Genomic DNA, 25,592 nt, shown 5'->3' with positions numbered 1-25,592 from the left:
GCCGCCCTCCCCGAGAAGGAGAGGGCGGCATGCGCCCGTTCCTCACATCGTGCACTTAGAGTCCGACATATAGTCGTGCACCTTCACCGTGCCGGCGATGATGTCATCGCGCGCCTTGTCGGCGGCGGCTTTCATCTCGGGCGTGATCAAGGCCCGGTTGGCATCGTCGAGCGCCCAGGCGACGCCGTCCTCCTTCAGCCCGAGCACGGAGATGCCCGGCTTCCAGCTGCCTTCGCGGGCCGCCTTGAAGGAGGCGTAGGTCGCGACATCGACGCGCTTCAGCATCGAGGTCAGCACCTTGCCCGGCTGCAGGGCGTTCTGGTTGGAATCGACGCCGATGCCGAGCTTGCCGGCATCCGCCGCCGCGCGCAGCACGCCGATGCCGGTGCCGCCGGCTGCGTGGTAGATCACGTCGGCGCCGCGGTCGATCTGCGACTTGGCAAGCTCGCCGCCCTTCACCGGGTCGTTCCAGGCGGAGGGCGTCGAGCCCGTCATGTTCTGGAAGACCTCGCCATCCTTCTTCGCCGCCTTGACGCCCTGGACATAGCCGCAGGCGAATTTCCGGATCAGCGGGATATYCATGCCGCCGACGAACCCGACCTTGCCGCTCTTGGATGCCATCCCGGCGAGCAGGCCGACGAGATAGGAGCCCTCATGCTCCTTGAACACGACCGACTGTACGTTCGGCAGGTCGACAACCATGTCGATGATCGTGAATTTCAGGTCGGGGAATTCGGCTGCCACCTTTTGCAGGGCGGTCGCCTGGCTGAAGCCGACCGCGATGATCGGGGAATGGCCGTCGCGTGCGAAGCGCCGCAGGGCCTGCTCGATCTGCGCCTCGTTGGTCGGCTCGAAATCGCGGAACTCGACACCGGTTTCCTTCTTGAATTTCTCGGCGCCGATGAAGGCGGCTTCGTTGAAGGATTTGTCGAATTTGCCGCCCTTGTCATAAACGACCGCCGGCTTGATTGCGGTTTGCGCCATGGCGGCGAGAGCCGAAAAGGCGACGCCCGCTAGCGCCAGCGCAAGAGATCTGACCCGCATATGTGCTTCCCCTGTGAACGCGCGGCGCGGTTTCTCCGCCCCTGCCTGTGCGCACGATGGCACGGCTTCCTCGCCCGGCCAAGCCGGGCTGCAGGCCATTTCCCTTGGCCCCGCCAACGCCACGATTGCCCAATCCAGCGGTTCGGCTTAACTCTGATGCATGAGCCTGCACGGTGACGAGATCGAACGCTATGCGCGCCATCTGGTGCTGCCGGAGATCGGCGGTCCGGGGCAGGCCAAACTCAAATCCACCAGCGTACTCGTGATCGGCGCGGGCGGGCTTGGCGCGCCGCTGATCCAGTATCTTGCCGCCGCGGGTGTCGGCATGATCGGTATCGTCGACGCCGATCATGTCTCGCTTTCCAACCTGCAGCGCCAGACCATCTTCAGCACTGCCGACCTCGGCGCGAACAAGGCGGTTGCGGCTGCCGGCTTCATCAAGCGGCTCAACCCGCATGTCGCGGTCGAGGAGCATGTCACCCGCATCGACCCGCACAACGCCCGCGCCATGGTTGCCTTCTACGACGTGATCGCCGACGGCACCGACAATTTCGAGACGCGTTACGCCGTCGCCGATGCCTGCTTCTACGAGAAGAAGCCGCTGGTCACCGCGGCCCTTGGCCGCTTCGATGGGTCGCTGACCACGCTGCGCCCGCATGAGAAGCGGCCGGACGGGCGGCCGAACCCGACCTATCGCTGCCTCTTTCCCAATCCGCCGCCGCCTGGCACGGTCGCACCCTGTGCCGAAGCCGGTGTGCTTGGCGCGCTCGCCGGCGTGATGGGCTCGCTGATGGCGCTGGAGGTGATTCGCGCAATCACCGGCTTCGGGGAGCCGCTGGTCGGCAAGCTCCTGCTCGTCGACGCGATGACGATGCGCTTCGATACGATGCGCTACGACTGGGATGCCGCCAATCCGTTGAACGGGACGGCGGTCGCCAGGAGCGCCTGAGCCTTCAGCCCCGATGCTGCGCTGTCGGCCGGGACAGGCCGGAGCCTGACCCGATGCGGTGGGGGCCCTAGCCTCGGCTTCTCACCTTCGCCTCGATCGCGTCCCAGACCTGGGCGGCGATATCGGGCCCGCCCAGCTTCTTGACGGCGCGCACGCCCGTCGGCGCCGTGACGTTGATCTCGGTCAGGTAGTTGCCGATCACGTCGATTCCCACCAGGATCAGGCCTCGCTCGCGCAGCGTCGGACCAATCGCCTCGCAGATCTCGAGCTCGCGCTTGGAGAGATCCGTCGGAGCGGCGGCGCCGCCGCGCACCATATTGGCGCGCAGGTCACCATYGGCCGGGACCCGGTTGACCGCGCCTGCCGCCTTGCCGTCCACCAGCAGGATGCGTTTGTCGCCGGCGCTGACCTCCTTCATGAAGCGCTGGACCACCCAGGCCTCCTTGAAGATCCCGGAGAAGAGATCGAACAGCGAGCCGAAATTGGGGTCGCCCTTCCCGGTCTTGAACACGGTCGCGCCGCCATGGCCGTAAAGCGGCTTCATCACGATCTCGCCGAACTCTTCGCGAAATGCTTCGATCTCGGCCCTGTCGCGGGTGATCAGGGTCGGCGGCATCAGTTCGGGGAAATGCGTGACCAGGATCTTCTCGGGCGCGTTGCGTACCTGCGCGGGATCGTTGACGACCAGCGTCTTCGGATGGATGCGCTCCAGCATATGCGTGGAGGTGATGTAGGCCATGTCGAACGGCGGGTCCTGCCGCAGCAGCACGACATCGAGCGTCGAGAGATTGGTGCGTTCCTCGGTTCCGAGGGTGAAGTGATCTCCGTCGACGTCACGCACTTCGACCGGCCTGATCGGCGCGGTGACCTTGCCGTCCCGCATCGAAAGCTGGTCCGGCGTATAGGTGTGGAGCGTGTGTCCGCGCCGCTGCGCCTCCAGCATCAAGGCGAAGCCGGTATCGCCGGCGATCCTGACGCGTTCGATGGGGTCCATCTGGATGGCGACGGCAAGGGTCATGGGCAAGGTTCCTGTTGCGCGGCCTCATATCGGCCCAGGCCCCATGCCTGTGCAAGGGGCAGGCTGCGCGTCACAGGATCAGCTCGAAGGCGCCGGGCACATGGCGCGGCCGACGCCAGGGCGCGACGAAGACGGCATCGGCTCGCAAATGATGGTCCATCGCCCAGGCATTGCGCGAGAGCCATTGCCGGATGCGGGCCTCGATCAGCCGGCGTTTCTCCGGAGTGATCGCGGTCAGCGCATCGTCGAGCAGGCCCCGGGCCTTGACCTCGACGAAGGCGATGGTGCGTCCGCGCTTCACGATGAGGTCGATCTCGCCGCCCTTGCCGCCGAAGCGCCGGGCGAGGGGCCGGTAACCCTTCGCGGCAAGCCAGAGGATCGCCAGCAGCTCGCCGCGCTGGCCGGTCGTTCCGGCTCGTCTGGCCTTCTGGCTGCGAGCCCTGGCTCTCAAGGCTCGCGGGTCAGTTCGAGGGCGCGCGCATAAATCTTGCGGCGCGGCTGCCCCGTCTCGGCGGCGACCTGCGCGACCGCCTCCTTGAGCGAGAGCCGCGCCATGGCCTCGCGCAGGCGCTCATCGATGACATCTCCCGCTGGAAGCAGAGCCTCGGCTCCGGGTGGACCGATGATCACGACGATCTCGCCGCGTGCTTCTTCCTCCTCGCCGTAATGGGCGGCGAGTTCAGCAAGCGTCCCGCGTTGTACGGTTTCGTGGTACTTGGTCAGTTCGCGGGCGACCGCTGCCGGCCTTGCGCCCAGCACTGCGCCGGCATCGGCGAGCATCTCGGCGAGGCGGCGCGGCGATTCGAAGAAGACGAGGGTGCCTGGAATGACCGCCAGCTCGGTCAGTCGCCCGCGCCGCGCGGCCGATTTCGGCGGCAGGAAACCTTCGAAGAAGAACCGGTCTGTCGGCAGGCCGGCAAGCACCAGCGCCGCCAGAACGGCTGAGGGGCCGGGAATGCCGGTGACCGGCAGGCCTTCGGCGACGACATCGGCGACCAGCTTGTAGCCGGGGTCCGACACCAGCGGCGTGCCCGCGTCGGAGATCAGGGCAAGCCGCCCGCCCTCCCGCAGCTTGGCCAGGATCTTCGGCCGCATCTGCGCGGCATTGTGCTCGTGATAGGGCAGGAGCGGTGTCGAGATTCCGTAATGTGCCAGCAGCGTCTTGCTGGTGCGCGTGTCCTCGGCGAGCACGGCATCGGCGGCGGCAAGCGTCGCCAGGGCGCGAAACGATATGTCGCGCAGATTGCCGATCGGGGTTGCGACGATGTGCAGGCCCGGCGCCAGCGTCTCCGCTTCGGCGCGGAGCCCGAAGGCCGTGTAGCTGGGGGCGCGCTGCGATGCACGCGGGGCAGAGGCAGGCGGGGCGGAGGACGGAGCGGACATGTCCGCAAGCTGCCACAGCCGMGGTCCTTATGCCACGGCCGCATGCAGCTGCGCCTCGTTTCAAATGCGGCAAGACAGAGTTAACAACTTGAAAATACCATGTCGCACTGGCAGGAGTTCTCCACGGTCGGGGGACTGCAAGCTGGATACGGTCGCAATGACCGCGTTCCCCGTTCTCGACTGGAGATGATCCCGTGCTGCTCCAACGGCTCCCCCTTCCGGTCTCGAGGTTGCGTCTGGCGGCTCTGGCCCTCGGTGTTTCGCTTGGGCTCGCGGCCTGCAGCGGCGGTACGTCCGGTCTGCCAGGTTTTGACGGCGGTTCCGCGGCCCCGGGCGGCGAGGCTCAGGCGCCCACCGGCCAGACCATCGGCACCGGCAAGGTCAAAGTCGGCCTCGTGCTTCCCCTGACTGCGGAAGGGCAGGGCGCGGTCGTCGGCAACTCCCTGAAGAACGCTGCCGAGATGGCGCTTGCCGAATTCCCGGGCGCCGACCTCACGCTGCTGGTCAAGGATGATCGCGGGTCGCCGGAAGGCGCTCAGGCCGCGGCTCAGGAAGCGCTGCGTGAAGGTGCTGAACTGATCATCGGGCCGCTCTTTGCACCCTCGGTGCAGGCTGCCGCTCAAGTGGCGCGCGGCGCCAACCGCCCGATCATGGCTTTCTCCAGCGATAGCAATGTCGCTTCGCGCGGCGTCTATCTGCTCTCCTTCCCGCCCGAGAACGACGTCAATCGCGTGATCGCCTACGCCTCTTCGCAGGGGCGCAAGTCCTTTGCCGCGCTGGTTCCGGATACCGCCTATGGCCGGGTCGTCGAGGCCGCGTTCCAGCAGGCCGTCGCCAATCGCGGGGCGCGGGCGGTCATCATCGAGCGTTTCGGCTCCGACCAGAACAGCATGCGCACCGCTGTCCAGCGCCTCGTGCCGGCCTTGCAGCAGGCGGACGCGCTCTTCGTCCCGGCCGCAGCCGACACCATGCCGGCGCTGGGACTGGCACTTCAGCAAGCCGGGTTCGATCCGGCCAAGGTGAAGCCTCTCGGCACCGGTGTCTGGAACGATGCCAGCGTCGCGCGCGTTCCGGCGATCCAGGGAGGCTGGTTCGCATCGCCCGACACAGCCGGTTTCAATGCCTTTGCGGGCCGTTATCAGCAGCGCTTCAACGGCGCGCCGACCCGCACCGCGACTCTGGCCTATGATGCGGTCTCGCTGGCAGCGGCGTTGGCGCGGACGCAGGGAAGCCAGCGTTTCTCCGAGTCGGTTCTGACCAACCCGCAGGGCTTTGCCGGTGCGGACGGCGTCTTCCGTTTCCGCCCGGATGGGCAGATCGAGCGCGGGCTTGCGGTTCTCGAACTGCGCAACGGCCAGATCGTGACGGTCAATGCCGCGCCGCGAGACCTTGGGCCGAGGACGTAACAGGGCCCCCGCGCGCGGTTTCCGGGCGCTGCGACGCGCAGATCCTCGGTTCCAGAAACAGAATGATGCCCGGCGCGAGGCCGGGCATGGGGGCGGCAGGTCTAGGCCGCCAGATCCGCCACCAACGCGTCCAGGACCAGCGCCCCGTCCGGTGTCGCGGCGAGCTTGCCGCCGGGCTTGCGTGTCAGCAGCCCCTCCTTCATCAGGCTGTCGACGCGGGAAGACTTCAGTTCGCGCCCTGAAAGCGCCCTGAACGTGACCGGATCGATGCCCTCGACCAGTCGCAGGCCCATCAGCAGATATTCGTCGCCTTGCGCCTCGGCGTTCAGGCACTCGTTCTCGACCAGCGCATGCCCTTCGGCCTCGACGCGCTCGAGCCAGACTTCCGGTCGCTTCTCGGTCGATTGCGCCATCCGGCCCTCTGCTGTGACCAGCCTTCCATGCGCACCGGGGCCAATGCCGGCATATTCGCCATAGCGCCAGTAAACGAGATTGTGCCGGCATTCAGCGCCCGGCCTGGCATGGTTCGAGATCTCGTAGACCGGCAGGCCGTGCTTTGCCGTGATCTCCTGCGTCGTCTCGTAGAGTGCGGCGCCGACCTCATAATCCGGCACCTTCAACTTGCCGGCCTTGTACAGGGCCGCGAAGGCGGTGTCGGGCTCGATGGTGAGCTGGTAGAGCGAGAGATGCTCGGCAGCATGGCTGATCGCGAGTTCGAGTTCCTCGCGCCAGAGCGCGGGAGTCTGCTCGACGGAGCGGGCGTAGATCAGGTCGAAGGAGTAGCGCTCGAAATAGCGCCGCGCGATCGCCACCGCATCGAGCGCTTCCTGTGTCGAGTGCATCCGGCCCAGCGCCTTGAGGTCGGCGTCGTTCAACGCCTGCACACCGAGCGAGACGCGGTTGACGCCGGCGGCGCGGAAATCCTGGAAGCGTCCTGCCTCGACGCTGGTCGGGTTTGCTTCGAGCGAGACTTCGCAATTCGGGTCGACCGCCCAGGCGCCGCCGATCGCGTCGAGGATTGCGCCGACCGTGCGGCCCTCCATCAGCGAGGGCGTGCCGCCGCCGAAGAAGATCGAGGAGACGGTGCGTCCGGGCGCTAGCTGGGCGCGGTGCGCGATTTCGCGCCTGAAGGCTTCGATGAAGCGCTGCTGGTCGGGCGGCGTATGCCGCACATGCGAGTTGAAGTCGCAATAGGGGCACTTGGCCAGGCAGAATGGCCAATGCACATAGGCCGCGAAACCGGCATCCGCGGTCGGATGCGGCGCGACCGCCTGACGCTCGGCGATGGCGGCTGGCGCGTTCACTGGGGCAGCCTCAGGCAGGCTGCGGCGAGGAGCTGGAAGGCGCGGGCGCGATGCGACAGCGCCTCCGAACCATCATCCGGCACGCCGTGCTTTTCATCGGAAGACATTTCGCCAAAGGTCTTGGTGCGGCCGTCCGGCTTGAAAATCGGATCGTAACCGAAGCCTGAAGGGCCGCGCGGCTCATGGATGATCTCGCCGTAGACGCGGCCTTCGAAGAGCTCCTGGTGTCCGTCCGGCCAGGCRATGACCAGCGCGGAGACGAAATGACCCCGACGCTTGTCGGAGGTCGTTGYGCCGCGCTTGGCGAGCTCGGCCTGGACGCGGGCGAGCGCCGGGGCAAAGTTCTTGCCCGGCCCGGCCCAGTTGGCGGAGAACAGGCCAGGGGCGCCGTCGAGCGCATCGATGCACAGGCCGGAATCATCGGCGATCGCCGGCAGGCCGCTCGCTTGCGCGGAGGCCACCGCCTTGATCGCGGCATTCTCCGAGAACATGTGGCCATTCTCCTCGGGCTCGGGCAGGCCGAGTTCCCCGGCCGAGACCAGATCGACGCCATAGGGCGCCATCAGCTCGCGCATTTCGCGCAGCTTGCCCTGGTTATGGGTCGCAATCACGACCTTGCCTTGGAGAAGCCGATGTCCGCTCATGATCAGGCCACCGCCGCCTTCTGCAGCGCGACCAGCTTGCTGACGCCGCCCTTGGCGAGCCGGAGCAGGGCCATCAGCTCATCCTCCGAGAAGGGAGCGCCTTCGGCAGTGCCCTGCACTTCGACCAGGCCGCCTGTTCCGGTGATGACGAAGTTCGCGTCGGTCTGCGCGCCGGAATCCTCGACATAGTCGAGATCGATGACCGGGTTGCCGGCGACGATACCGCAGGAAATCGCGGCGACATGATCCTTGAGCGGGTTCGATGCCTTGAGCATGCCGCGCCCCTCCATCCATTTCAGCGCGTCGTGCAGCGCGACCCAGGCGCCGGTGATCGAGGCCGTGCGCGTGCCGCCATCAGCCTGGAGGACGTCGCAATCGACCACGATCTGGCGCTCGCCGATGGCGGTCAGGTCGACGACCGCGCGAAGCGAGCGCCCGACCAGGCGCTGGATTTCCTGCGTGCGGCCCGATGGCTTGCCGGAGGTGACCTCGCGGCGTGTGCGTTCATGCGTGGCACGCGGCAGCATTGAGTACTCGGCCGTGACCCAGCCCTTGCCGGTGCCACGCAGCCATGGTGGACCCTTTTCCTCGACCGTCGCGGCGCAGAGCACCTTGGTCTCGCCGAAGCTGACCATGCAGGAACCTTCCGCATAGCGCACCACGCCGCGTTCCAGCGTGACCTTGCGCATCTCGTCGGCCGCGCGTTTGGAGGGTCGCATGTTCACATCCCGATTTCGTGAGTTCGGCGGCTTGTAGGCGTTTGGGCCGGGCGCGGCAAGGCTAGCAGCCAGCGCTTGCCTCTTGATCCGCTGCCGCGCCGAAGGGACAATAGCCTATGTGCAACCAGATACTCGCCTCGCCATGAGCGCGCCCACGCGGCAGGACAGCCCTGGCGGGCTGGTCGAGACCGACCAACGCTCCCGTGAGATTTTCCGGCAGATCGTCGATGGCTATCTCGCGACGGGCGAGCCCGTCGGCTCGCGCAACATCGCGCGGCTGCTGCCGGTGGCCCTGTCGCCGGCAACTGTGCGCAATGTCATGACCGACCTCGAAATGGCGGGGCTGATCTACGCGCCGCATACCTCGGCCGGTCGGTTGCCGACCGAACGCGGATTGCGTTTCTTCGTCGACGCCATGATGGAAGTCGGCAACCTGACCTCCGACGAACGCGCCCGCATCGAGGCTCAGATGCGGGCAGCGGCCTCGACCCGGACGCTGGACGGCGCGCTGACCGAGGCGTCTGCACTGCTGTCTGGGCTGTCGCGTGGTGCCGGCGTTGTGGTCACCACCAAGGCCAATTCCCGGCTGAAGCATATCGAATTTGTCCGGCTGGAGCCGGTGCGCGCGCTTGTGGTGCTCGTGGCGGAGGACGGTACGGTCGAGAATCGGTTGCTCGCCCTTCCGCCGGGTCTGCCCGCCTCGGCCCTGACGGAGGCTGCGAATTTTCTCAATGCCCGTGTCCTCGGCAAGACCCTGAGCGAACTGCAGCGCGAGATCGCCGACGATCGCGCCACCATGGAGCGCGAACTCGATGCGCTGACGGCGAAGCTTGTCGAGAGCGGCATCGCCACCTCGTCAGGTCCGAGCAGCGATCGCCATCTGATCGTGCGTGGCCAGGCCAATCTGCTGGAGGATCTCAAGGCACAGGAGGATCTCGAGCGTATCCGCCTGCTCTTCGGGGATCTGGAGACGCAGACCGACGTGATCGACTTGCTGTCCCGCGCCGAGGCCGGCGACGGCGTGCGCATCTTCATCGGCTCAGAGAACAAGCTGTTCTCGATGTCCGGCTCTTCGATGATCGCCGCACCTTTCCATGATGCCGAGCAGCGCATTGTCGGCGTTGTCGGCATCATCGGCCCGACACGGCTGAACTATGCCCGCATCGTGCCGATGGTGGACTATACCGCCAAGGTCGTGGGGCGGCTTCTGGATGGTGCGCGGTGAAGCGCGTCTTGCGAGCCGGACTGATTCTGGTGCTTGGAGTTTTTGCGATGGCGGCGATGGGGCAGAACGGACAGGCGAGCCTCCTCGACGCGGCCGCCGCCGGCAGGACTGCCGAGGTCTCCCGGCTGATCGCGGCCGGGGCCGATCTCGAGGCTCGCGATGCGCAGGGGCGCTCGCCGTTGTTGCTCGCTGTGGCCGGCAATCATGTAGCGATCGCCAAGGCGCTGCTCGCGGCGGGCGCCAACATCAATGCGCAGGCCGCCAATCGCGACACGCCCTGGCTGCTCGCCGGTGCCGCCGGTCGCGCCGAGATCGTCGCTGCGATGATCCCGCTGAAGCCCGACCTGGCGATCCGCAACCGCTATGGCGGCAACGCCCTGATCCCGGCCTGCGAGCGCGCCCATGTCGAGACGGTCAAGCTGCTCCTGGGCAGCGGCATCGACCTGGACCACGTCAACGATCTCGGTTGGACCTGCCTGCTCGAGATCGTCATCCTGGGCGATGGCGGGCCACGGCATCAGGAGGTTGCAAAGCTTGTGCTCGAGGCAGGCGCCGATCCGAGTCTGGCCGACAAGGATGGTGTCTCGCCGCTGGCCCATGCCCGCCAGCGCGGGCAGCGGGCCGTCGCGGCCTTGATCGAGAAGGCCGGCGGCCGCTGAACGATTCCAGCCAGCGGGCCATGACCTGCTCGCTGGCGTGAAGGTCGTTCGCTTCGGGTTGCCCCGGACCGAGACTGCTCTGTCGCTCGATCAGGTGGACCGCCAGCCCGCGCTCCATGACGTCGCCGGCCCCGAATTTCGCAGTGGCCGGGAGGCCGCTCAAGCATCCCGATTTGGCATCGACGCATTCTGGCGTTACCTCTGCCGCCAAAGCGACCCAGGTGCGCTCCAGACCACAAGGCCAAAGACATGACCGACACGCTCCCCGATCGTCTCTCCGTCAACCCGGACAGCCCCTTTTACGACGCCGAGGTGCTGGCGAAGGATATCGGCATCCGCTTCAAGGGCACTGAGAAGACCAATGTCGAGGAGTATTGCGTCAGCGAAGGCTGGATCAAGGTGGCGGCCGGCGCCGCCAAGGACCGCTTCGGCCGGCCGATGACGATCACGCTCAAGGGGCCGGTCGAGCCTTACTATCGCAAGGCGGAGTAAGGCTCAGGGCTTCACGGACGCCGCGACAGCGCCCAGCTGAAGCTGAGGACGGCGAATAGCCCGAGCCCGGCGCGGATGGCGTGAAGCTCGCCCCAGCGCTGAATGAGATGGCGGCTCGCGGCGCTGGCTTGCGCCGCGGCCATGGCCTGCAGTTCCGTGTTGATCGGTGCGATGACCAGTAGCGTGAACGGCAGATTGGCCAGGATCGCGAACATTCCGACCAGCCAGGCGGGGTTACGGGTGGAGCGCCAGGAGAGACCGGCGCAGAGCGTCGTGATCACGACCAGCGTCGCCTGCATCCGCGTCGCCGGGCCGATGGCCGCTTGCCATTGCCGCAGAAGCGCCCCGTCGTCGAGCGACAGCCGCGCCGGCTGCTCGGCCGCGAGGATGTAGATCGCTGCGCCACTGAACAGCGCCGCCAGTGCCAATGTGATCGGTCCCATGCGCCGGGCGATCGCGGATTGCAAAATGAGGTCGGTCCCTTGGGGCATCGTCACCTCCCGATTTTGAATAGCATGCTATATATCATTGCATAGTATGCTGTTCAACTGGTATCTCGACCCGGCGGGGGGATGCGATCGTGACGACCTTCAAGACTCATTCGGCCGGCTATCTCGCCAACCACATGGCGCGGCTTTTCGCCAAGGCCCTGGCTGAATCCATCCGGCCGCTCGGGCTTGCGCCGGCGCAGTTCATGGTCCTGCTCGAGCTCTGGCGAGAAGATGGCGTCACCCAGAAGCACCTGGTCGAGCGGCTCGATGTCGAGCAGGCGACGATGGCCAGCACGCTTGCGCGCATGGAGCGCGACGGTCTGATCGAGCGCAGGCCCGACGCCGCCGATGCCCGCGCCCGTATCATTCATCTGACAGGGCGGGCCCGGGAACTGGAGCAGTCTGCGCTTGCGGAGGCGCGGCAGGTCAACCGGCGGGCGCTGGCCGGCTTCCCTGAGGAGGAGGCGGAGCAACTGCTCGCCGGCATGCGCCGCATCATTTCCTCACTCTCCGGCAAACCGGCCAAGCCCGATCTGCCGGTCAGCCCCAATCCGCTGGATTAGGCGAGTGACTTGAAGAAGAAGGTCGAGCCGCAATCGCTGCCATCGGGCATCAGCGCATAGCGCGGGATGGTGCCGATCTCGGTCCAGCCGAGCCGGTTATAGAGCCGCCGCGCCGGGCCGGCCTCGTCCGTGTCGAGGCAGAGCAGCGTCCGTCCGGCCGCCGACGCCTCGGCCTCCGCTGCCAGCATCAGCGCTTCACCGATACCCTGCCGGCGCGCGGAGGAATGCACCAGGACCTTGGCAATATCGGCGCGGTGCGGCTGGTTTGGCTTGCCGGCGGGGTGGACCTGCGCGGTGCCGACGATCTCGTCGCCCTGCCGCGCGACCAGAAGCAGGATCTGTCCTGCTTCGACGCCGGCCGCGACACCTGTCCAATAGGCCTTGAAATCGGCCTCGGTATTCTCCGCCATGAAGCCGACAGAGGCGCCGTTCGCGACGGAATCCCGAAGGATACCGGTAAGCGCAGGGATGGCGTTGCGCGCGCCAGTGGCATTGAGACGCGTGATCGAGGCCGTATCAACGAGCTGCGTCGTCATCGGGGTCTTTCCTGGGATAGGCCGTCTGCCGTCATCAGCACGACGGCATAGCGGGCCGGCTCCGAGCCGGGATTGTGATAGGTGATCGGCCCGTCGAGCAGCATGTGGATGCAGTCGCCGCTCCGCAGTCGATGGCTGGCGCCGCCAAAGCTGAGCTCGATCTCTCCGGCGAGCAGCCAGACCTGCTGGTCGAGGCGGTGCAGCATGCGCGGTMCGTCGAGCAGGACGCGTGCTCCGGGGGGCAGCGTCACGTCGACGATTTCGACAGGTGAGCCGATGCCCGACGGCGAGACATTGCGCCGCACATAGCCGCTGCCAGGGTCGAGCCAGACCGGCTGGTCGGCCAGGCGCGCGACCGGGCCGACATGGCGCTCCTCATGGAACAGCGATGACAAGGTCACGCCGAGCCCGGCGGTCAGCCGGTCCAGCAACGCCGCGGTCGGGCTCGATTCGCCCCGTTCGATTCGCGAGATCATCGCGCGGCTGACGCCGGTGCGCTCGGCAAGCACGTCGAGCGTCAGATCGCGCCGTTGGCGCGCTGACTTCAGGCGCGTCGCGAGGCGCCTGTCGATGTCTCTCTCGGGAGGATTCTCCATTTTAGTAGAGGAAATCTAATATAATGGAATGTCAAGCGCCTGCCATGCTTCAGAGAAGCAAGGCGCCTGCCACAAACCCTTGGCCCCGTGCGGCTTCACTGCTATTGCGCGCCCATGAGCACGCGCAGTTTCGACAACATCCGCAATTTCTCGATTGTGGCCCATATCGACCACGGCAAGTCGACCCTTGCCGACCGGCTGATCCAGCAGACCGGCACGGTCGCGGCCCGCGACATGAGCGAGCAGATCCTCGACTCGATGGATATCGAGAAGGAGCGCGGCATCACCATCAAGGCACAGACCGTCCGGCTCGATTATCGTGCCCAGGACGGCAAGGATTACATCCTCAACCTGATGGACACGCCCGGTCACGTCGACTTCGCTTATGAGGTCTCCCGTTCGCTGGCTGCCTGCGAAGGCTCGCTGCTGGTTGTCGACGCCTCTCAGGGGGTCGAGGCGCAGACACTCGCCAACGTCTATCAGGCGCTCGACGCGGGCCACGAGATCGTCACGGTCCTCAACAAGATCGACCTGCCGGCAGCCGAGCCCGAGCGTATCAAGCAGCAGATCGAGGACGTGATCGGCCTTGATGCCTCGGAAGCCGTGCCGATTTCGGCCAAGACCGGTCTCAACATCGAAGGCGTGCTGGAAGCGATCGTCCAGAAACTGCCGGCGCCTAAGGGCAATCTCGAAGCGCCGCTGAAGGCGCTGCTGGTCGATTCCTGGTACGACGCCTATCTCGGCGTCGTCGTGCTCGTGCGCATCATCGACGGCGTGCTCAAGAAGGGCATGACCATCCGCATGATGCGGGCGAACGCCGCCTATGGCGTCGACCGCGTCGGCGTTTTCAAGCCGAAGATGCTGGAAGTGAAGGAACTCGGCCCCGGCGAGGTCGGCTTCTTCACCGCCTCGATCAAGGAAGTCGCCGATACCGCCGTCGGCGACACCATCACCGACGATCGCAAGCCGGTCGCCGAGGCGCTGCCGGGCTTCAAGCCGGTGCAGCCGGTGGTGTTCTGCGGCATTTTCCCGGTCGATGCGGCCGATTTCGAGGTGCTCCGCTCGGCGATGTCGAAGCTGCGTCTGAACGACGCCTCGTTCTCCTACGAGATGGAGACCTCGGCAGCGCTCGGCTTCGGTTTCCGCTGCGGCTTCCTCGGACTGCTGCATCTCGAGATCATCCAGGAGCGGCTCGAGCGCGAGTTCAACCTCAACCTGATCTCGACCGCGCCGTCCGTGGTCTATCATCTCAGGCTGCGGGACGGGACGACGCTCGAGTTGCACAATCCGGCGGACATGCCGGATGTGATGAAGATCGAGGCGATCGAGGAACCCTGGATCCGCGCCACTATCTTCACGCCGGACGAATATCTCGGCTCGGTGCTGAAGCTCTGCCAGGATCGCCGCGGCCTGCAGATCGACCTGAGCTATGTCGGCTCGCGGGCCAAGGTCGTCTATGACCTGCCGCTGAACGAGGTAGTGTTCGATTTCTACGACCGTTTGAAGTCGATCTCGAAGGGCTACGCCTCCTTCGACTACGCCATCACCGACTATCGCGAGGGTGACCTCGTGCGCATGTCGATCCTGGTCAATGCCGAGCCGGTCGACGCGCTCTCGATGCTGGTCCACCGGACCCGCGCCGAGGCTCGCGGTCGCGCCATGTGCGAGAAGCTCAAGGAACTGATCCCGCCGCACATGTTCCAGATTCCGGTCCAGGCCGCGATCGGCGGCAAGATCATTGCTCGCGAGACCATCCGGGCGCTGCGCAAGGACGTGAYCGCCAAGTGCTATGGCGGCGACGCCACCCGCAAGCGCAAGCTTCTGGAGAAGCAGAAGGAAGGCAAGAAGAAGATGCGGCAGTTCGGCAAGGTCGAGATCCCGCAGGAAGCCTTCATCGCTGCGCTAAAGATGGATTCCTGAGCGGAGCTCAGGTTCCGCTCTCCCTCGCTAAGGTCATCCCGGGGCTGGCTTCGTGCGCCCGGGATGACGCGAGCCCAGCCGGTCCGACTACGCCAGAACGGCCTGACGCGTCTCGGCGTCGATCAGGAAGGCTGCAACCGCTGCAACCAGCAGCAGGGCTGCGAACAGGGCGATCGCAGTGGCAAAACTCTGCGCAATCACGAGCGCCACCGCCGATGGCGCGAGCAGGCCGCCGAGCCGCGCCATGGCGCCGGCAACCCCCATGCCCGTGCCGCGGAGTTCCGTCGGATAGAGCTCGGGCGTAAAGGCGTAGAGTGCACCCCAGGTGCCGAGCAGCGCAAAGCTCATCAGCAGGATCGACGCGCCGATCACTGTTGCGCTGCCAGCGCCGACAAACAGGGCGCAGCCTGCCGCGCTGAGCAGCAGGAAGCCGATCAGGGTCGGACGCCGGCCCCATGTCTCGACGCCATAGGCGGCCAGCGCATAGCCAGGCAGCTGGGCCAGCGCGACGATGACGAGGAAGCCATAGCCACGGACGAAGCCGAACCCTTCGCCGGCGAGCTTGGCCGGCATCCAGGTGAAGACGCCGTAATAGGACACCGAGACAAGGAACCAGATTCCGAGAATCAGCAGGGTGCGCCGGCGCAGATCAGGCGCGAGCAATCCGGAAGACGTCGCGGCCGGGGGCAGGGTGATCGCCGAATCGGACGAGAGTTCCGCTTTCCCGTTGGTGCGCAGCATCTGGTTGAGCACGCGCTTGGCATCGTCCGCTCGCCCTTCCTTCAGCAGGTACAGGGGTGATTCCGGCACCCAGAAGCGCAGCCAGATGCCGATCAGCGCGGGCAGCGCCGTCGCAGCAAAAATCCAGCGCCACGCGTCAGCGATCCCGGCGATGCTTGCTGCCCAGGCGGCCAGGGCGACTGCGATCGTGCCGACCGCCCAGAAACCCTCCAGCATGACCAGCCAAYGCCCGCGGTTCTTCGGCGGCAGGAATTCCGCCATCATCGCGTAATCGACGGGCAACGTGCCGCCGACTGCGATGCCGGTCAGGAAGCGTAGCGCGAGAAGGGCTGCGAAGGACGGGGCGAAGACCGAGAGCAGCCCGAATACCGCATCGCAGGCGACCGTGATCAGGAGCACGCGACGGCGGCCATAGCGATCGGCGAGGCGCCCAAACAACGCGGCGCCGATCAACATGCCGAGGAAGAACAGCGTTCCGGTCTGCAGGGCCTGTGGCACGCTGAGCCCGAAGGTCGCAGCGATGGAGGCGGCGGTGAAACCGACCGCCAGCACCTGCATGGCATCAGCCGCCCAGACGAGGCCGAAGATGCCGAGCAGCCGACGCTGGAACGGGCCGGTGCCGGCGGTGGACAGAACGCTCTCGACAGGAATGCTCATGGCGTGGCGAACTTTCTCCGAGGCGCCTTCTGGCCGTTCTGGTCTTCGTAGCGTGGTACGTTCGGGACGGGCTCGGCGCTAGATCTGGACGCCGAGACCACGCAGTGTCGCCCGCAGGTCGATCGGCTCGACGAAATGCACGGCTTGCATGCCGACATGACGCGCGCTCTCGATATTCTTGGCGCTGTCGTCGATGAAGACGCAGGAACCTGCGGTGAGGCCGTAGCGCTCCAGCAGCACGTGATAGATCGCAGGATCCGGCTTGATCAGCCGTTCATGTGCCGAGACCACGACGCCGTCGAACGAACCGAGGAAAGGAAAGCGGACAACGCTCTCGTCCCATTTCTCGCGCGAGAAATTGGTGATCGCATAGACCTTCTCGCCCCTGGCCTTCAGGTCCGTGAGGACCTCGACGCTTTCTGCGATCTCGCCGGTTACCGTCTCGTGCCAGCGCTCGTCGAAGGCCCTGATCTCACGCTCCCATTCGGGATGAGCGGAGACGCGTTCGGCGACGGCGTCGGCCCAGCTCGGTAAAGATGGCGCGGATCCCAGCGGATCAGGACGTTGCCGACATCGAAAACGACGGTGGGGCTAGTCGAAGGCATGGCCGGTCCATTCTGAATACGGGGCAGATCGCAGAAGGCTCACGTCCTTGTGTGCAGACGTGCGAGACAGAGGCAAGGCCTCTCGCGTATTCGGGACATGCGATGGTGGAGATCGGCATGAAGGCATGGTTGCCGTGGCTGGACCGGCAGGGGCGCTTCTCGGGGCTGCGCGCTGCGACATTTGCGCTCTTACTGGTGCCGGCGCTCTGGCTCGCCTTCGACGCCTGGACCGGCCAGCTCGGTTCGAAGCCCTGGACGCGGGCGGTGCATGATACCGGCACCTGGGCGCTCAGGCTGCTGCTGGTTACCCTTGCCGTCTCGCCGCTGCGCCGGCTTCTCGACTGGGGCAAGCTCATCGGCATCCGCCGCATGCTGGGCCTCTCCGTGCTGGCTTATGYGCTCGCCCATCTCGCGCTTTACTGCATCGATCTCGGTTTCGACGCCGGGCTGATCGTTTCTGAAATCGTCAAACGGTTCTATCTCGTCGTCGGCATCACGGGGCTGACCGGTCTGGTCGCACTCGGTGCAACCTCGACCGACGGCATGATCCGCAGGCTGGGTTCCGCCCGCTGGCAACTGCTGCATAACCTCGTCTATGCCATCGCTGCCCTGGGGCTGCTGCACTTTGCCCTGCAGTCGAAGATCGACGTCACCCAGCCGGCGCTGATGACCGGGCTCTTCTGCCTTCTGATGCTTTACCGGCTGCTGCCGCGATCCGGCGTGACGCTCGATACGCCCCGGCTGGTCCTGACGGCGCTTGCGGCCGGCCTTCTGACTGCGCTTTGCGAGACGGCCTGGTATGCGTTGGCGACCGGTGCCTCGGCCTGGCTGGTGTTCCAGGCCAATGCCGATGTCGTCGTCTATGGTGATCTCGAGGCCCTCAGGCCCGGGCATTGGGTCGCGCTGGCCGGGCTTCTCGTCGCCTTCGCCCATTACTGGCGTGCGCCTGCGGCGCGGCAGGTCGAGCGGCGTGCGCGTCGCAGGGAAGGGCTTTCCGCGCAAACGGGTGCCTAAGAGCAAATCATTCCAAACTGATGGTTGGCAGCCCGCGGGCGAGGCTCTAACCCTATGGCATGCCTGACGATCCGAACGCCCAACCCACCGCCGACGTAGCCGCAGCCGATGTTGCCGCGACGGGGGATGGGGCGGTCGATGAGGGGCTGTCTTCGCCATTCGTGCCTCTGCGCCAGCCGATCTTCCGGGCTGTGTGGTTCGCGAGCCTTGCCTCCAATTTCGGCGGGATGATCCAGTCGGTCGGCGCAGCCTGGCTGATGACCTCGATCGCCAGTTCTGCCGACATGGTTGCGCTGGTGCAGGCCTCGACGACCTTGCCGATCATGATGTTCTCGCTGGCGGCGGGGGCGATCTCCGACAATTTCGACCGGCGCAAGATCATGCTGACGGCGCAGGGCTTCATGTTCACGGTCTCCGTGGCTCTCGCCGTCTCGGCCTGGTTCGGCGTAATCACCCCGTGGCTGCTGCTCGGCCTGACTTTCCTGATTGGCTGCGGCACGGCCTTGAACGGGCCCGCCTGGCAATCCTCGGTCGGCGAGATGGTGCCGCGTCGCGATCTGCCGGCCGCGATCACACTGAACAGCGTCGGTTTCAACATTGCCCGCAGCGTCGGGCCGGCGCTGGGCGGCTTCATCGTTGCGGCGGCGGGCGTCGTCGCCTCCTTCACGGTGAATGCACTGAGCTATATCGGGCTCGTCACCGTACTCGCGCGCTGGAACCCTCCAAAGATCGAGCGCGTGCTGCCACGCGAGACGCTCGGCATCGCGATGAGCGCCGGCATCCGCTATGTCGCGATGTCGCCAAATATCCGCTCGGTGCTGCTGCGTGGTGCGGCCTTCGGATTCGGCGCCATTGCGGTTCAGGCGCTGCTGCCGCTGGTGGCGCGCGATCTCGTCAAGGGCGGGCCTTTGACCTTCGGCCTGCTGCTCGGTGCTTTCGGTGCGGGAGCGGTCGGGGGAGCCCTTCTGAGCGCGCGGGTACGTCGCGCGCTCACGACAGAGACGCTGGTGCGCGCCTCCTTTGCCGCCTTCTCGGCTGCGGTCATCCTGGCGGGGCTGAGCGTCTATACCGTGACGACCATGGCGGCCCTGCTCATCGCCGGAGCGAGCTGGGTCCTTGCACTCTCGACCTTCAACGCGACCGTGCAGCTTTCGGCGCCGCGCTGGGTCGTCGGCCGGGCGCTTGCGCTCTACCAGATGGCGACCTTCGGTGGGATGGCGCTCGGCAGCTGGGTCTGGGGTTACATCGCCCTGCATTTCGGCACCGACCGTGCCCTGTACTGTGCGGGTGCTGTTCTGCTTGTCGGAGCCGCACTGGGCCTGCGCTATGCGCTGCCGCCGCTCGAGCAGCTCAATCTCGACCCGCTCAGCCGCTGGCAGGTTCCGAAAGTGGCCGTCGACATCGAGCCACGCAGCGGCCCGATCATCGTCACCATCGAGTATATCATTCGCGAGGAGGACATCGTCCCCTTCCTGAATGTGATGGCCGAGCGCCGCCGCATCCGCCGCCGCGACGGTGCCAGGCACTGGGCCTTGCTGCGCGACCTGACCGATCCGCAGCTCTGGATCGAGCGCTATGACAGCCCGACCTGGGTCGAATATATCCGCCAGAACCAGCGCGTCACCCAGGCAGATGCCATGATCGGTGACAGGGTAAGGGCCCTGCATCAGGGGCCCAACCCGCCCGTGGTGCACCGCGTCATCGAACGACAGACCGGCTCGCTGCCCTTCGCCCAGCCACAGCCCGTGCCGGATGCGGCGACGCCTGCGACCGATCCCAGGATCGGCTAGGGCACGGGGTTCGCCTGTCCTTACAGCCAGCCGAAACGCTTGAAGCGCATGTAGAGCGCGGTGCAGAACGCCGCGATGAGCCCGAGCACGACGAAATAGCCGTACTGGGTCTTGAGTTCCGGCATGTGCTCGAAGTTCATGCCATAGATCCCGGCAACCGCGGTCGGGACCGCGAGGATGGCTGCCCAGGCCGCGAGCTGCCTGGTGATGACGCCCTGGCGCTGCTGTTCCAGCAGATGACTCGCCTCGAAGACGGAGGTCAGGATGTCGCGGAGGCTCCCGACCATGGCTTCGGCACGCCGCGCATGGTCCCAGACGTCATTGAAATAGGGCTTCGCCTCGGCATCGATGCAGGGCAGATCGAGATGCACCAGCTTGCGGCAGAGCTCGGACATCGGTCCGAGCACCCGCTGGAAGCGGATGAGCTGGCGGCGCAGTCCGAAGATGCGTGGCACGTCGACGCGGCCGAACTCGCTGGCGAGCATCTCCCGCTCCATCTCCAGGACGTCCTCCTCGATCGTCTCCACAATCGGGAAATAGCCGTCGACGATGAAGTCCAGCACGCCGTGCAGGACATAATCGACGCCGTAGCGCATCTGGGCGGTCGCGGCCTCGAGTTGGCTGCGCAGCTCCGTATGGGCCCGTGCGGAGCCGTGGCGAACCGTGATGATGTGGTGCTTGCCGACGAAGATCGCCGTCTCGCCATACGCGATCTGGTCATCCTCGAGATGCGCCGTGCGCGCCACGATGAAGAGTTGGTCGCCATAGATGTCGACCTTGGGCATCTGATGCGCCTTGAGCGCATCCTCGACCGCAAGTGGATGCAGGCCGTAGCTGCTCTGGAGCGTGCGCAACTCCTCTTCGGAGGGTTCCAGCAGGCCGATCCAGACGAAATCGGATTGGTCCTGGGCACAGGTCGAAGGCTGGTCGAGCGCAACGGTCCCGACACGCTTCCCATCGACATAGTGACAGGCGGCAATGACACTCACGGCAGGCACGCTCCTGGCATCTCGGKGCCGGTCGAAAACACCCGGTCACCCCATAGCGGCGCTTGCAGGCTAGCACGGCAGCGCCGGAAAAGCCGCGGCGCCACATGGCAGGCCGCGATGGACAGCGCCTTCAGTCGGAACTGCTGGGATCCCAGTTCTCGACGGGCCTTCCGATCAGCCGAACACCCACAGACCCGCCAAACCCGCTGCGCCGACGATGATGCGCCACCAGGCGAAGAGCGCGAAGCCACGGCGCGAGACGTAGTCGAGGAAGGTCTTGACCACGAGGAGCGCCGCGAAGAAGGCCGCGACGAAGCCGACCACGATCAGCATCGTGTCGTCGAAGGTCAGGGTCTTGTAATTCTTAAGGAGGTCATAGGCGAAGGCGCCCGCCATGGTCGGCATGGCGAGGAAGAACGAGAACTCCGCCGCCGCGCGTTTGCTCGCGCCGAGCAGCATGGCGCCGACAATCGTCGAACCCGAACGGGAGACGCCCGGAATCATCGCCAGGCACTGGATGAAGCCGATCTTGAGATACATCGGCAGCGGGAAGGTGGTGGCGTCGGTGTGCTTCACCTCCAGCTCGAGCTCGTCGACGACGAGCAGCACGAGCCCGCCCGCGATCAGGGCGCAGCAGACCAGGAACGGGTTGAACAGCACGCCCTTGATGAAGCCATGCAGCAAGGCGCCGATCACCGCTGCCGGCAGGAAGGCGACGAGCACGCCGATCACGAAGCGCCGTGCCGCCGGATCGGTCCGCAGCCGCAGCGCGATGTCGAGTAGCCGCCGGAAATAGACCAGCAGGATGGCAAGGATCGCGCCGAGCTGGATCAGGACCTCGAAGGTCTTGCCGTTCGATTCAAAGCCGAGAAAGTGACCGAGCAGCAGGAGATGGCCAGTGGAGGAGACCGGCAGGAACTCGGTCAGACCCTCGACGATGCCGAGCACGATCGCTTCGAACAGGTTTTGCATGGCTGTTTCCCAGGAAGCCTCAGATCGCCGCCGCGGCAGAGGTAAACCGTACCCCTCTATGGAACCAAGCTCTTTGCCAATTGGTTACCACTTCGCCAAGCCAATGCCGTGGATTCGTGGCTTCCCATGGGCAGCGGGTTGTGAGGGGGCGTAGCCGAGACTATAGCAAATGTGCGGCGCATAGCCCGATGCCTCCCCCCTTCGACAGCCCTGCTTCGGCCGCATCCATCTGTTTCAAGAGTGCAATGGCGTCCCTTCATCATTATCCGTTATGCCCGCATTCGCGCTTCATCCGGCTCGTCCTTGGCGAGTTCGGGCAGGAGGCGGAGCTGATCGAGGAGCGTGTCTGGGAGCGCCGGCGCGAGTTTCTGGAACTCAACACAGCTGGCACGACACCGGTTTTTCGCGAGGAGAACGGCTTTGCCGTCCCGGGCGCCGGACCGATCTCGGAGTATCTCGACGAGACCCGCGGGCTGGCGCTGGGCCCCCGGCGCCTGTTGCCGGAGGGGATGGCAGAGCGCGTCGAGGTTCGTCGCCTGCTCGACTGGTTCAACCTCAAATTCGATAGCGAGATCACCAACCCGCTGGTGCTCGAGAAGGTCATGAAGCGCTTCATGAGCCGGGATGAGGGCGGTGGCCCGCCGGAAATGAGCGCCATCCGCGCCGCCCGCGCCAATGTGCGCTATCATTTGCGCTATATCGCCTGGCTGACGGCCAAACGGAACTGGCTCGCAGGCAGTGCGCTGAGCTATGCCGATCTCGCCGCGGCCGCGCATCTCTCTTGCGTCGACTATCTCGGCGATGTGCCCTGGGAAGAGGACGAGGCCGCGCGCGCATGGTACGCGAGGATCAAATCCCGGCCGAGCTTCCGGCCGCTGTTGAGCGACCGGGTGCCGGGCATGGCGCCGAGCGCCCATTACGACAATCTGGACTTCTGAACGGCGAGAAGCTCAAGCGCGCGGTGCTGGAGCGCGCGAGCGCCGAAGGCTTCGTGGTCGCTCGCATCGCCTCCGCCAGTGCGATCCCCGAGGCGCCCGAACGGCTGAGCGCCTGGCTGGCGGCCGGACACCATGGCGATATGGATTGGCTGACCGAGCGCAGGGACGAACGCGCTGATCCGCGCCGGCTCTGGAGCGAGGTGCGCAGCGTCGTGATGCTCGGTGTGAGCTATGCGGGCGAGGGCGATCCGCTCGCCATCCTCGGTCAACCCGACAAGGCTGCGATTTCGCTCTATGCCCGCAGGCGCGACTATCACGATGTCATCAAGGGCCGGCTGAAGAGCGTCGCCGGGTTGCTGGCGGCTCGCGGCGGCGCAGATGTGAAGGTCTTCGTCGATACCGCGCCGGTGATGGAGAAGCCGCTGGCGCAGGCCGCGGGGCTTGGTTGGCAGGGCAAGCATACCGTACTGGTCTCGCGCGAACACGGCTCCTGGCTCTTTCTCGGCGCGATCTACACAACGGCCGAACTACCGGTCGATGGGCCGGAGCGCGACCATTGCGGTTCCTGCCGGCGTTGTCTCGATATCTGTCCGACCGACGCCTTCCCCGCGCCCTATCAGCTCGATGCGCGCCGCTGCATCGCCTATCTCACCATCGAGCATCAGGGCCATATCGACGCCGCCTTGCGGCCCGGCATCGGCAACCGCGTCTTCGGTTGCGATGATTGCCTGGCCGTATGTCCCTGGAACAAGTTCGCCGAGGCGGCGCACGAGACCCGGCTTGCGCTGAAGGACGAGCTTGAGGCATTGCCCCTGGCCGATCTCGCGGCGCTCGACGACCCATCCTTCCGCCAGCTCTTTGCCGGCACGCCGGTCAAGCGCACCGGCCGCGATCGCTTCATCCGCAATGTGCTGATCGCCATCGGCAATAGCGGCCGGCCGGATCTTGCCGCGAGCGCCGAGCGGCTGATTGCGGACGCTTCGCCGCTGGTGCGCGCCATGGCCGCCTGGGCCTTGATCAGGCTCGCGCCCGAGCGCGCGCGCGGCCTTGCCGAAGCCGCGCTGTCTGGCGAAGCAGATCCTGACGTCCGCCAGGAATGGCTTGCCTTTCTCTCCGCCCCGGAACCCGTCGCATGAAGCTTGTCATTCTTGGTCTCGGCTACTCCGCCGGGTTTTTCGCGCGTGCAGCGCAAGCGGAGGGCTGGGAGGTCACCGGTACGGTCCGATCGGCCGAGAAGGCGGGGCGTCTTAGTCGCGAGGGCTTGCATACGCTGGTCTATGACGGTTTTGCGGTATCGCGCCCCTTGGCCCAGGCCGTTGCCGAGGCTGACGCGGTCCTCGTCTCGGTCCAGCCCGATGACGAGGGCGATCCGGTTCTGAACGGACTCGGCGAGGCGCTGGCTGCTGCGCCGAACCTGCGCTGGATCGGCTATCTCTCGACCATTGGAGTTTACGGCGACCACGGCGGTGCCTGGATCGATGAAGGGGCCGAATGCCGGCCGACGAGCCGACGCTCGAAGCAGCGCCTCGAAATCGACGAAGCCTGGCTTGCCCTGGGCGAGCGCAGTGGCAAGCCGGTGCAGATATTCCGGCTCTCCGGCATTTACGGTCCCGGGCGCAATGCCATCACCAAGCTCCGCGCCGGCACCGCCAACCGCCTGATCAAGCCTGGCCAGGTCTTCAATCGCATCCATGTCGACGATATCGCCGGCATCCTGCTGGCTTCGCTGGCCAGGCCGCGAGCGGGCGCGGTCTACAACGTCACCGACAACGAGCCGGCCCCGCCACAGGACGTGATCACGCTTGCCGCCGAACTGACGGGTCTGACTCCGCCCCCCGAAGTGCCGTTCGATCCGGCAAAGCTCTCGCCCATGGCTGCGAGCTTCTACGGGGAGAACAAGCGGGTCTCGAACGCCCTGGTGACGCGCGAACTGCGCTATGAGCTGCGCTACCCCACTTACAGGGAGGCGCTGCGGGCGCTGGCGTCAGCAGGCGAGTGAGCGTTGCTCAAGCCGCGTAGCGCTGCCCTTCGTCGCCGAGATAGTCGAGATAGCGCCTGTCGATCGCCGAGACCGGCACGATGACCAGCACATCGGTGGTGCCGAACTGCTTGTCGACGACCGCACCGGAGCCGAAGCGGGCGCCGAGCCGGAGGTAGCCCTTGATCAGCGGCGGCAGCAGCTTCAGCGCCGCCTTGGCATCGACCTCTTCGATCGGCAGCCGGTCCATCGCAATATGACGCTCCGGGCGCGCCGTGGCGGACCACTCGCCCTCGGCGCGGGCATGGTGATGCAGGAAGCTCAATGGCAGCGCCAGCGCATCCGGGTCGGTGCCGTCAAAACTCGCGCAGCCGAACATCGCATCGATGCGATGGTGCCGGACATAGGCCCAGATGCCGTGCCAGAGCAGTTCCACCGTCTTCTTGGTGCGATAGGGCTTGAGCACGCAGGAGCGGCCGAGTTCGAGGAAGCGCAGGCCGCGGTGGCGTTCGATCATTCCAGAAAGATCGAATTCCGATTGGGAGTAGAAGCCGCCAAGCCGCAGAGCCGACCCTTCGCGCATCAAGCGATAGGTGCCGACGACCTTCGGTTTCAGACCGCCGAACCGGCCGCGCGCCGCATGGTCGATGACGAGGAGATGGTCGCACGCCGCGTCATAGCGATCCGCATCGCGGCGGAACATGCGGGCGACGACATCCGGCTTTGCGGACATCTCCTGGTAGAACACCCGATAGCGCAGTCGCTGCGCGCGCCAGATCTCGCGCGGGCCGCGCGCCAGCCGCACTTCCAGAGAGYCGGAGCGGCSGAGCGTTTCGCCCAGGTGATCCTGCTTCCGACTGAGGCGGCGCATGGTGTCGCCGGTGATCAGCATGAGTGGGGAGAAGCGCGACAAGAGAGGGTGGCCCGCTGGCAGCTGATTTGCCGGCTGTCGTAGGCCG

General features: G+C 66.0%; 27 protein-coding genes. 12 read left to right on the top strand and 15 right to left on the bottom strand.

The features are described 5' to 3' along the window. Nucleotides 1-42: 42 nt before the first annotated feature. Nucleotides 43-1,044 (bottom strand): BMP family lipoprotein, encoded by a 1,002-nt coding sequence (locus AC1DRP_RS04930; protein WP_476767927.1) that lies wholly within the window; start codon nucleotides 1,042-1,044, stop codon nucleotides 43-45. A gap of 160 nt (nucleotides 1,045-1,204) precedes the next feature. Here AC1DRP_RS04930 and AC1DRP_RS04925 point away from each other — a divergent pair, with 160 nt between their 5' ends. Continuing rightward, complete coding sequence (locus AC1DRP_RS04925; protein ID WP_113518359.1) at nucleotides 1,205-1,993, top strand: HesA/MoeB/ThiF family protein; 789 nt, start codon at nucleotides 1,205-1,207, stop codon at nucleotides 1,991-1,993. 67 nt (nucleotides 1,994-2,060) lie between these two features. Here the strand turns inward: AC1DRP_RS04925 and gshB are convergent, their stop codons facing one another. The 3 genes from gshB to rsmI all read right to left on the bottom strand — a co-directional run bounded on the left by gshB (nucleotide 2,061) and on the right by rsmI (nucleotide 4,394). Continuing rightward, the gene (gene gshB / locus AC1DRP_RS04920; RefSeq protein WP_476767926.1) at nucleotides 2,061-3,011 is read right to left on the bottom strand and encodes a glutathione synthase; all 951 of its coding nucleotides are present in this window, start codon (nucleotides 3,009-3,011) and stop codon (nucleotides 2,061-2,063) included. A gap of 70 nt (nucleotides 3,012-3,081) precedes the next feature. Continuing rightward, a complete protein-coding gene (locus AC1DRP_RS04915; RefSeq protein ID WP_069877958.1) occupies nucleotides 3,082-3,462 on the bottom strand; it encodes a YraN family protein in 381 nt (126 codons plus the stop codon). Then, nucleotides 3,459-4,394 carry a 16S rRNA (cytidine(1402)-2'-O)-methyltransferase gene (rsmI, locus tag AC1DRP_RS04910; RefSeq protein ID WP_441490441.1) on the bottom strand — a complete coding sequence of 312 codons (936 nt, stop codon included), beginning with the start codon at nucleotides 4,392-4,394 and terminating at the stop codon, nucleotides 3,459-3,461. The genes AC1DRP_RS04915 and rsmI overlap by 4 nt, the downstream gene beginning before the upstream one ends. A 194-nt stretch (nucleotides 4,395-4,588) precedes the next feature. Between rsmI and AC1DRP_RS04905 the strand changes: the two genes are divergently transcribed. Next, nucleotides 4,589-5,800 (top strand): penicillin-binding protein activator, encoded by a 1,212-nt coding sequence (locus AC1DRP_RS04905; protein ID WP_441506312.1) that lies wholly within the window; start codon nucleotides 4,589-4,591, stop codon nucleotides 5,798-5,800. A 101-nt stretch (nucleotides 5,801-5,901) separates the two neighbouring features. On the opposite strand, the gene hemW is transcribed toward AC1DRP_RS04905, so the two are convergent. Genes hemW through rph form a run of 3 tightly spaced genes read right to left on the bottom strand, consistent with a single transcriptional unit; the run spans nucleotide 5,902 to nucleotide 8,467 of the window. Beyond that, nucleotides 5,902-7,104, bottom strand: coding sequence for a radical SAM family heme chaperone HemW (gene hemW, locus AC1DRP_RS04900; protein WP_476767925.1), 1,203 nt, complete (start codon nucleotides 7,102-7,104; stop codon nucleotides 5,902-5,904). Then, complete coding sequence (gene rdgB / locus AC1DRP_RS04895; RefSeq protein WP_476767924.1) at nucleotides 7,101-7,748, bottom strand: RdgB/HAM1 family non-canonical purine NTP pyrophosphatase; 648 nt, start codon at nucleotides 7,746-7,748, stop codon at nucleotides 7,101-7,103. Before rdgB ends, hemW begins: the two co-directional genes overlap by 4 nt. Nucleotides 7,749-7,750: 2 nt before the next feature. Next, on the bottom strand, nucleotides 7,751-8,467 hold the full coding sequence (gene rph, locus AC1DRP_RS04890) for a ribonuclease PH (RefSeq protein ID WP_069877955.1): 717 nt from the start codon (nucleotides 8,465-8,467) through the stop codon (nucleotides 7,751-7,753). 142 nt (nucleotides 8,468-8,609) lie between these two features. Here rph and hrcA point away from each other — a divergent pair, with 142 nt between their 5' ends. The 3 genes from hrcA to AC1DRP_RS04875 all read left to right on the top strand — a co-directional run bounded on the left by hrcA (nucleotide 8,610) and on the right by AC1DRP_RS04875 (nucleotide 10,843). Then, complete coding sequence (hrcA, locus tag AC1DRP_RS04885) at nucleotides 8,610-9,692, top strand: heat-inducible transcriptional repressor HrcA (RefSeq protein WP_441490437.1); 1,083 nt, start codon at nucleotides 8,610-8,612, stop codon at nucleotides 9,690-9,692. Continuing rightward, nucleotides 9,689-10,351 (top strand): ankyrin repeat domain-containing protein, encoded by a 663-nt coding sequence (locus tag AC1DRP_RS04880; RefSeq protein WP_441506309.1) that lies wholly within the window; start codon nucleotides 9,689-9,691, stop codon nucleotides 10,349-10,351. Before hrcA ends, AC1DRP_RS04880 begins: the two co-directional genes overlap by 4 nt. Nucleotides 10,352-10,600: 249 nt before the next feature. Then, nucleotides 10,601-10,843 (top strand): DUF3297 family protein, encoded by a 243-nt coding sequence (locus AC1DRP_RS04875; protein ID WP_069877953.1) that lies wholly within the window; start codon nucleotides 10,601-10,603, stop codon nucleotides 10,841-10,843. Between the two features lie 11 nt (nucleotides 10,844-10,854). Here AC1DRP_RS04875 and AC1DRP_RS04870 read toward each other — a convergent pair whose 3' ends face one another. Beyond that, entirely contained in the window at nucleotides 10,855-11,334 is a 480-nt protein-coding gene (locus tag AC1DRP_RS04870) for an anthrone oxygenase family protein (RefSeq protein ID WP_441506308.1), read from the bottom strand. 89 nt (nucleotides 11,335-11,423) lie between these two features. On the opposite strand from AC1DRP_RS04870, the gene AC1DRP_RS04865 reads away from it, so the two are divergent. Beyond that, nucleotides 11,424-11,897, top strand: coding sequence for a MarR family winged helix-turn-helix transcriptional regulator (locus tag AC1DRP_RS04865; RefSeq protein WP_441506307.1), 474 nt, complete (start codon nucleotides 11,424-11,426; stop codon nucleotides 11,895-11,897). On the opposite strand, the gene AC1DRP_RS04860 is transcribed toward AC1DRP_RS04865, so the two are convergent. Next, nucleotides 11,894-12,433, bottom strand: a complete 540-nt coding sequence (locus AC1DRP_RS04860; RefSeq protein WP_476767923.1) for an N-acetyltransferase family protein — start codon at nucleotides 12,431-12,433, stop codon at nucleotides 11,894-11,896. The genes AC1DRP_RS04865 and AC1DRP_RS04860 overlap by 4 nt on opposite strands. After that, complete coding sequence (locus AC1DRP_RS04855; RefSeq protein ID WP_476767922.1) at nucleotides 12,430-13,029, bottom strand: helix-turn-helix domain-containing protein; 600 nt, start codon at nucleotides 13,027-13,029, stop codon at nucleotides 12,430-12,432. Before AC1DRP_RS04855 ends, AC1DRP_RS04860 begins: the two co-directional genes overlap by 4 nt. A 114-nt stretch (nucleotides 13,030-13,143) precedes the next feature. On the opposite strand from AC1DRP_RS04855, the gene lepA reads away from it, so the two are divergent. Further along, nucleotides 13,144-14,949 carry a translation elongation factor 4 gene (gene lepA, locus AC1DRP_RS04850; RefSeq protein ID WP_476767921.1) on the top strand — a complete coding sequence of 602 codons (1,806 nt, stop codon included), beginning with the start codon at nucleotides 13,144-13,146 and terminating at the stop codon, nucleotides 14,947-14,949. An 87-nt stretch (nucleotides 14,950-15,036) separates the two neighbouring features. Here the strand turns inward: lepA and AC1DRP_RS04845 are convergent, their stop codons facing one another. Next, nucleotides 15,037-16,347 carry an MFS transporter gene (locus AC1DRP_RS04845; RefSeq protein WP_476767920.1) on the bottom strand — a complete coding sequence of 437 codons (1,311 nt, stop codon included), beginning with the start codon at nucleotides 16,345-16,347 and terminating at the stop codon, nucleotides 15,037-15,039. Between the two features lie 78 nt (nucleotides 16,348-16,425). Further along, the gene (locus tag AC1DRP_RS04840; protein WP_476767956.1) at nucleotides 16,426-16,818 is read right to left on the bottom strand and encodes an HAD-IA family hydrolase; all 393 of its coding nucleotides are present in this window, start codon (nucleotides 16,816-16,818) and stop codon (nucleotides 16,426-16,428) included. Between the two features lie 251 nt (nucleotides 16,819-17,069). On the opposite strand from AC1DRP_RS04840, the gene AC1DRP_RS04835 reads away from it, so the two are divergent. Continuing rightward, entirely contained in the window at nucleotides 17,070-17,966 is an 897-nt protein-coding gene (locus AC1DRP_RS04835; RefSeq protein WP_476767919.1) for a protein-methionine-sulfoxide reductase heme-binding subunit MsrQ, read from the top strand. Nucleotides 17,967-18,025: 59 nt separating this feature from the next. Further along, entirely contained in the window at nucleotides 18,026-19,756 is a 1,731-nt protein-coding gene (locus AC1DRP_RS04830) for an MFS transporter (RefSeq protein ID WP_441506300.1), read from the top strand. A gap of 20 nt (nucleotides 19,757-19,776) precedes the next feature. On the opposite strand, the gene corA is transcribed toward AC1DRP_RS04830, so the two are convergent. Together corA and AC1DRP_RS04820 are read right to left on the bottom strand one after the other, a co-directional pair. Beyond that, nucleotides 19,777-20,745, bottom strand: a complete 969-nt coding sequence (gene corA, locus AC1DRP_RS04825) for a magnesium/cobalt transporter CorA (RefSeq protein WP_441490426.1) — start codon at nucleotides 20,743-20,745, stop codon at nucleotides 19,777-19,779. 174 nt (nucleotides 20,746-20,919) lie between these two features. Then, nucleotides 20,920-21,717, bottom strand: coding sequence for an undecaprenyl-diphosphate phosphatase (locus tag AC1DRP_RS04820; protein WP_113518344.1), 798 nt, complete (start codon nucleotides 21,715-21,717; stop codon nucleotides 20,920-20,922). A gap of 245 nt (nucleotides 21,718-21,962) precedes the next feature. Here AC1DRP_RS04820 and AC1DRP_RS04815 point away from each other — a divergent pair, with 245 nt between their 5' ends. The 3 genes from AC1DRP_RS04815 to AC1DRP_RS04805 are packed head-to-tail and all read left to right on the top strand — an operon-like array spanning nucleotide 21,963 to nucleotide 24,654. Then, nucleotides 21,963-22,655 carry a glutathione S-transferase family protein gene (locus AC1DRP_RS04815; RefSeq protein WP_441506299.1) on the top strand — a complete coding sequence of 231 codons (693 nt, stop codon included), beginning with the start codon at nucleotides 21,963-21,965 and terminating at the stop codon, nucleotides 22,653-22,655. Continuing rightward, nucleotides 22,553-23,791, top strand: coding sequence for a tRNA epoxyqueuosine(34) reductase QueG (gene queG / locus AC1DRP_RS04810; protein ID WP_441506298.1), 1,239 nt, complete (start codon nucleotides 22,553-22,555; stop codon nucleotides 23,789-23,791). Before AC1DRP_RS04815 ends, queG begins: the two co-directional genes overlap by 103 nt. Continuing rightward, nucleotides 23,788-24,654: an SDR family oxidoreductase gene (locus tag AC1DRP_RS04805; protein ID WP_476767918.1), complete on the top strand. Its 867-nt coding sequence runs from the start codon at nucleotides 23,788-23,790 to the stop codon at nucleotides 24,652-24,654. Before queG ends, AC1DRP_RS04805 begins: the two co-directional genes overlap by 4 nt. Nucleotides 24,655-24,661: 7 nt before the next feature. Here AC1DRP_RS04805 and olsB read toward each other — a convergent pair whose 3' ends face one another. After that, on the bottom strand, nucleotides 24,662-25,525 hold the full coding sequence (olsB, locus tag AC1DRP_RS04800) for a l-ornithine N(alpha)-acyltransferase (protein ID WP_476767955.1): 864 nt from the start codon (nucleotides 25,523-25,525) through the stop codon (nucleotides 24,662-24,664). Nucleotides 25,526-25,592: the final 67 nt, after the last annotated feature.

This window comes from Allobosea sp. 01N443, assembly GCF_056399325.1.
The sequence above is the reverse complement of the archived record's forward strand: the minus strand, read 5'-3'. Positions and strand labels throughout refer to the sequence as shown.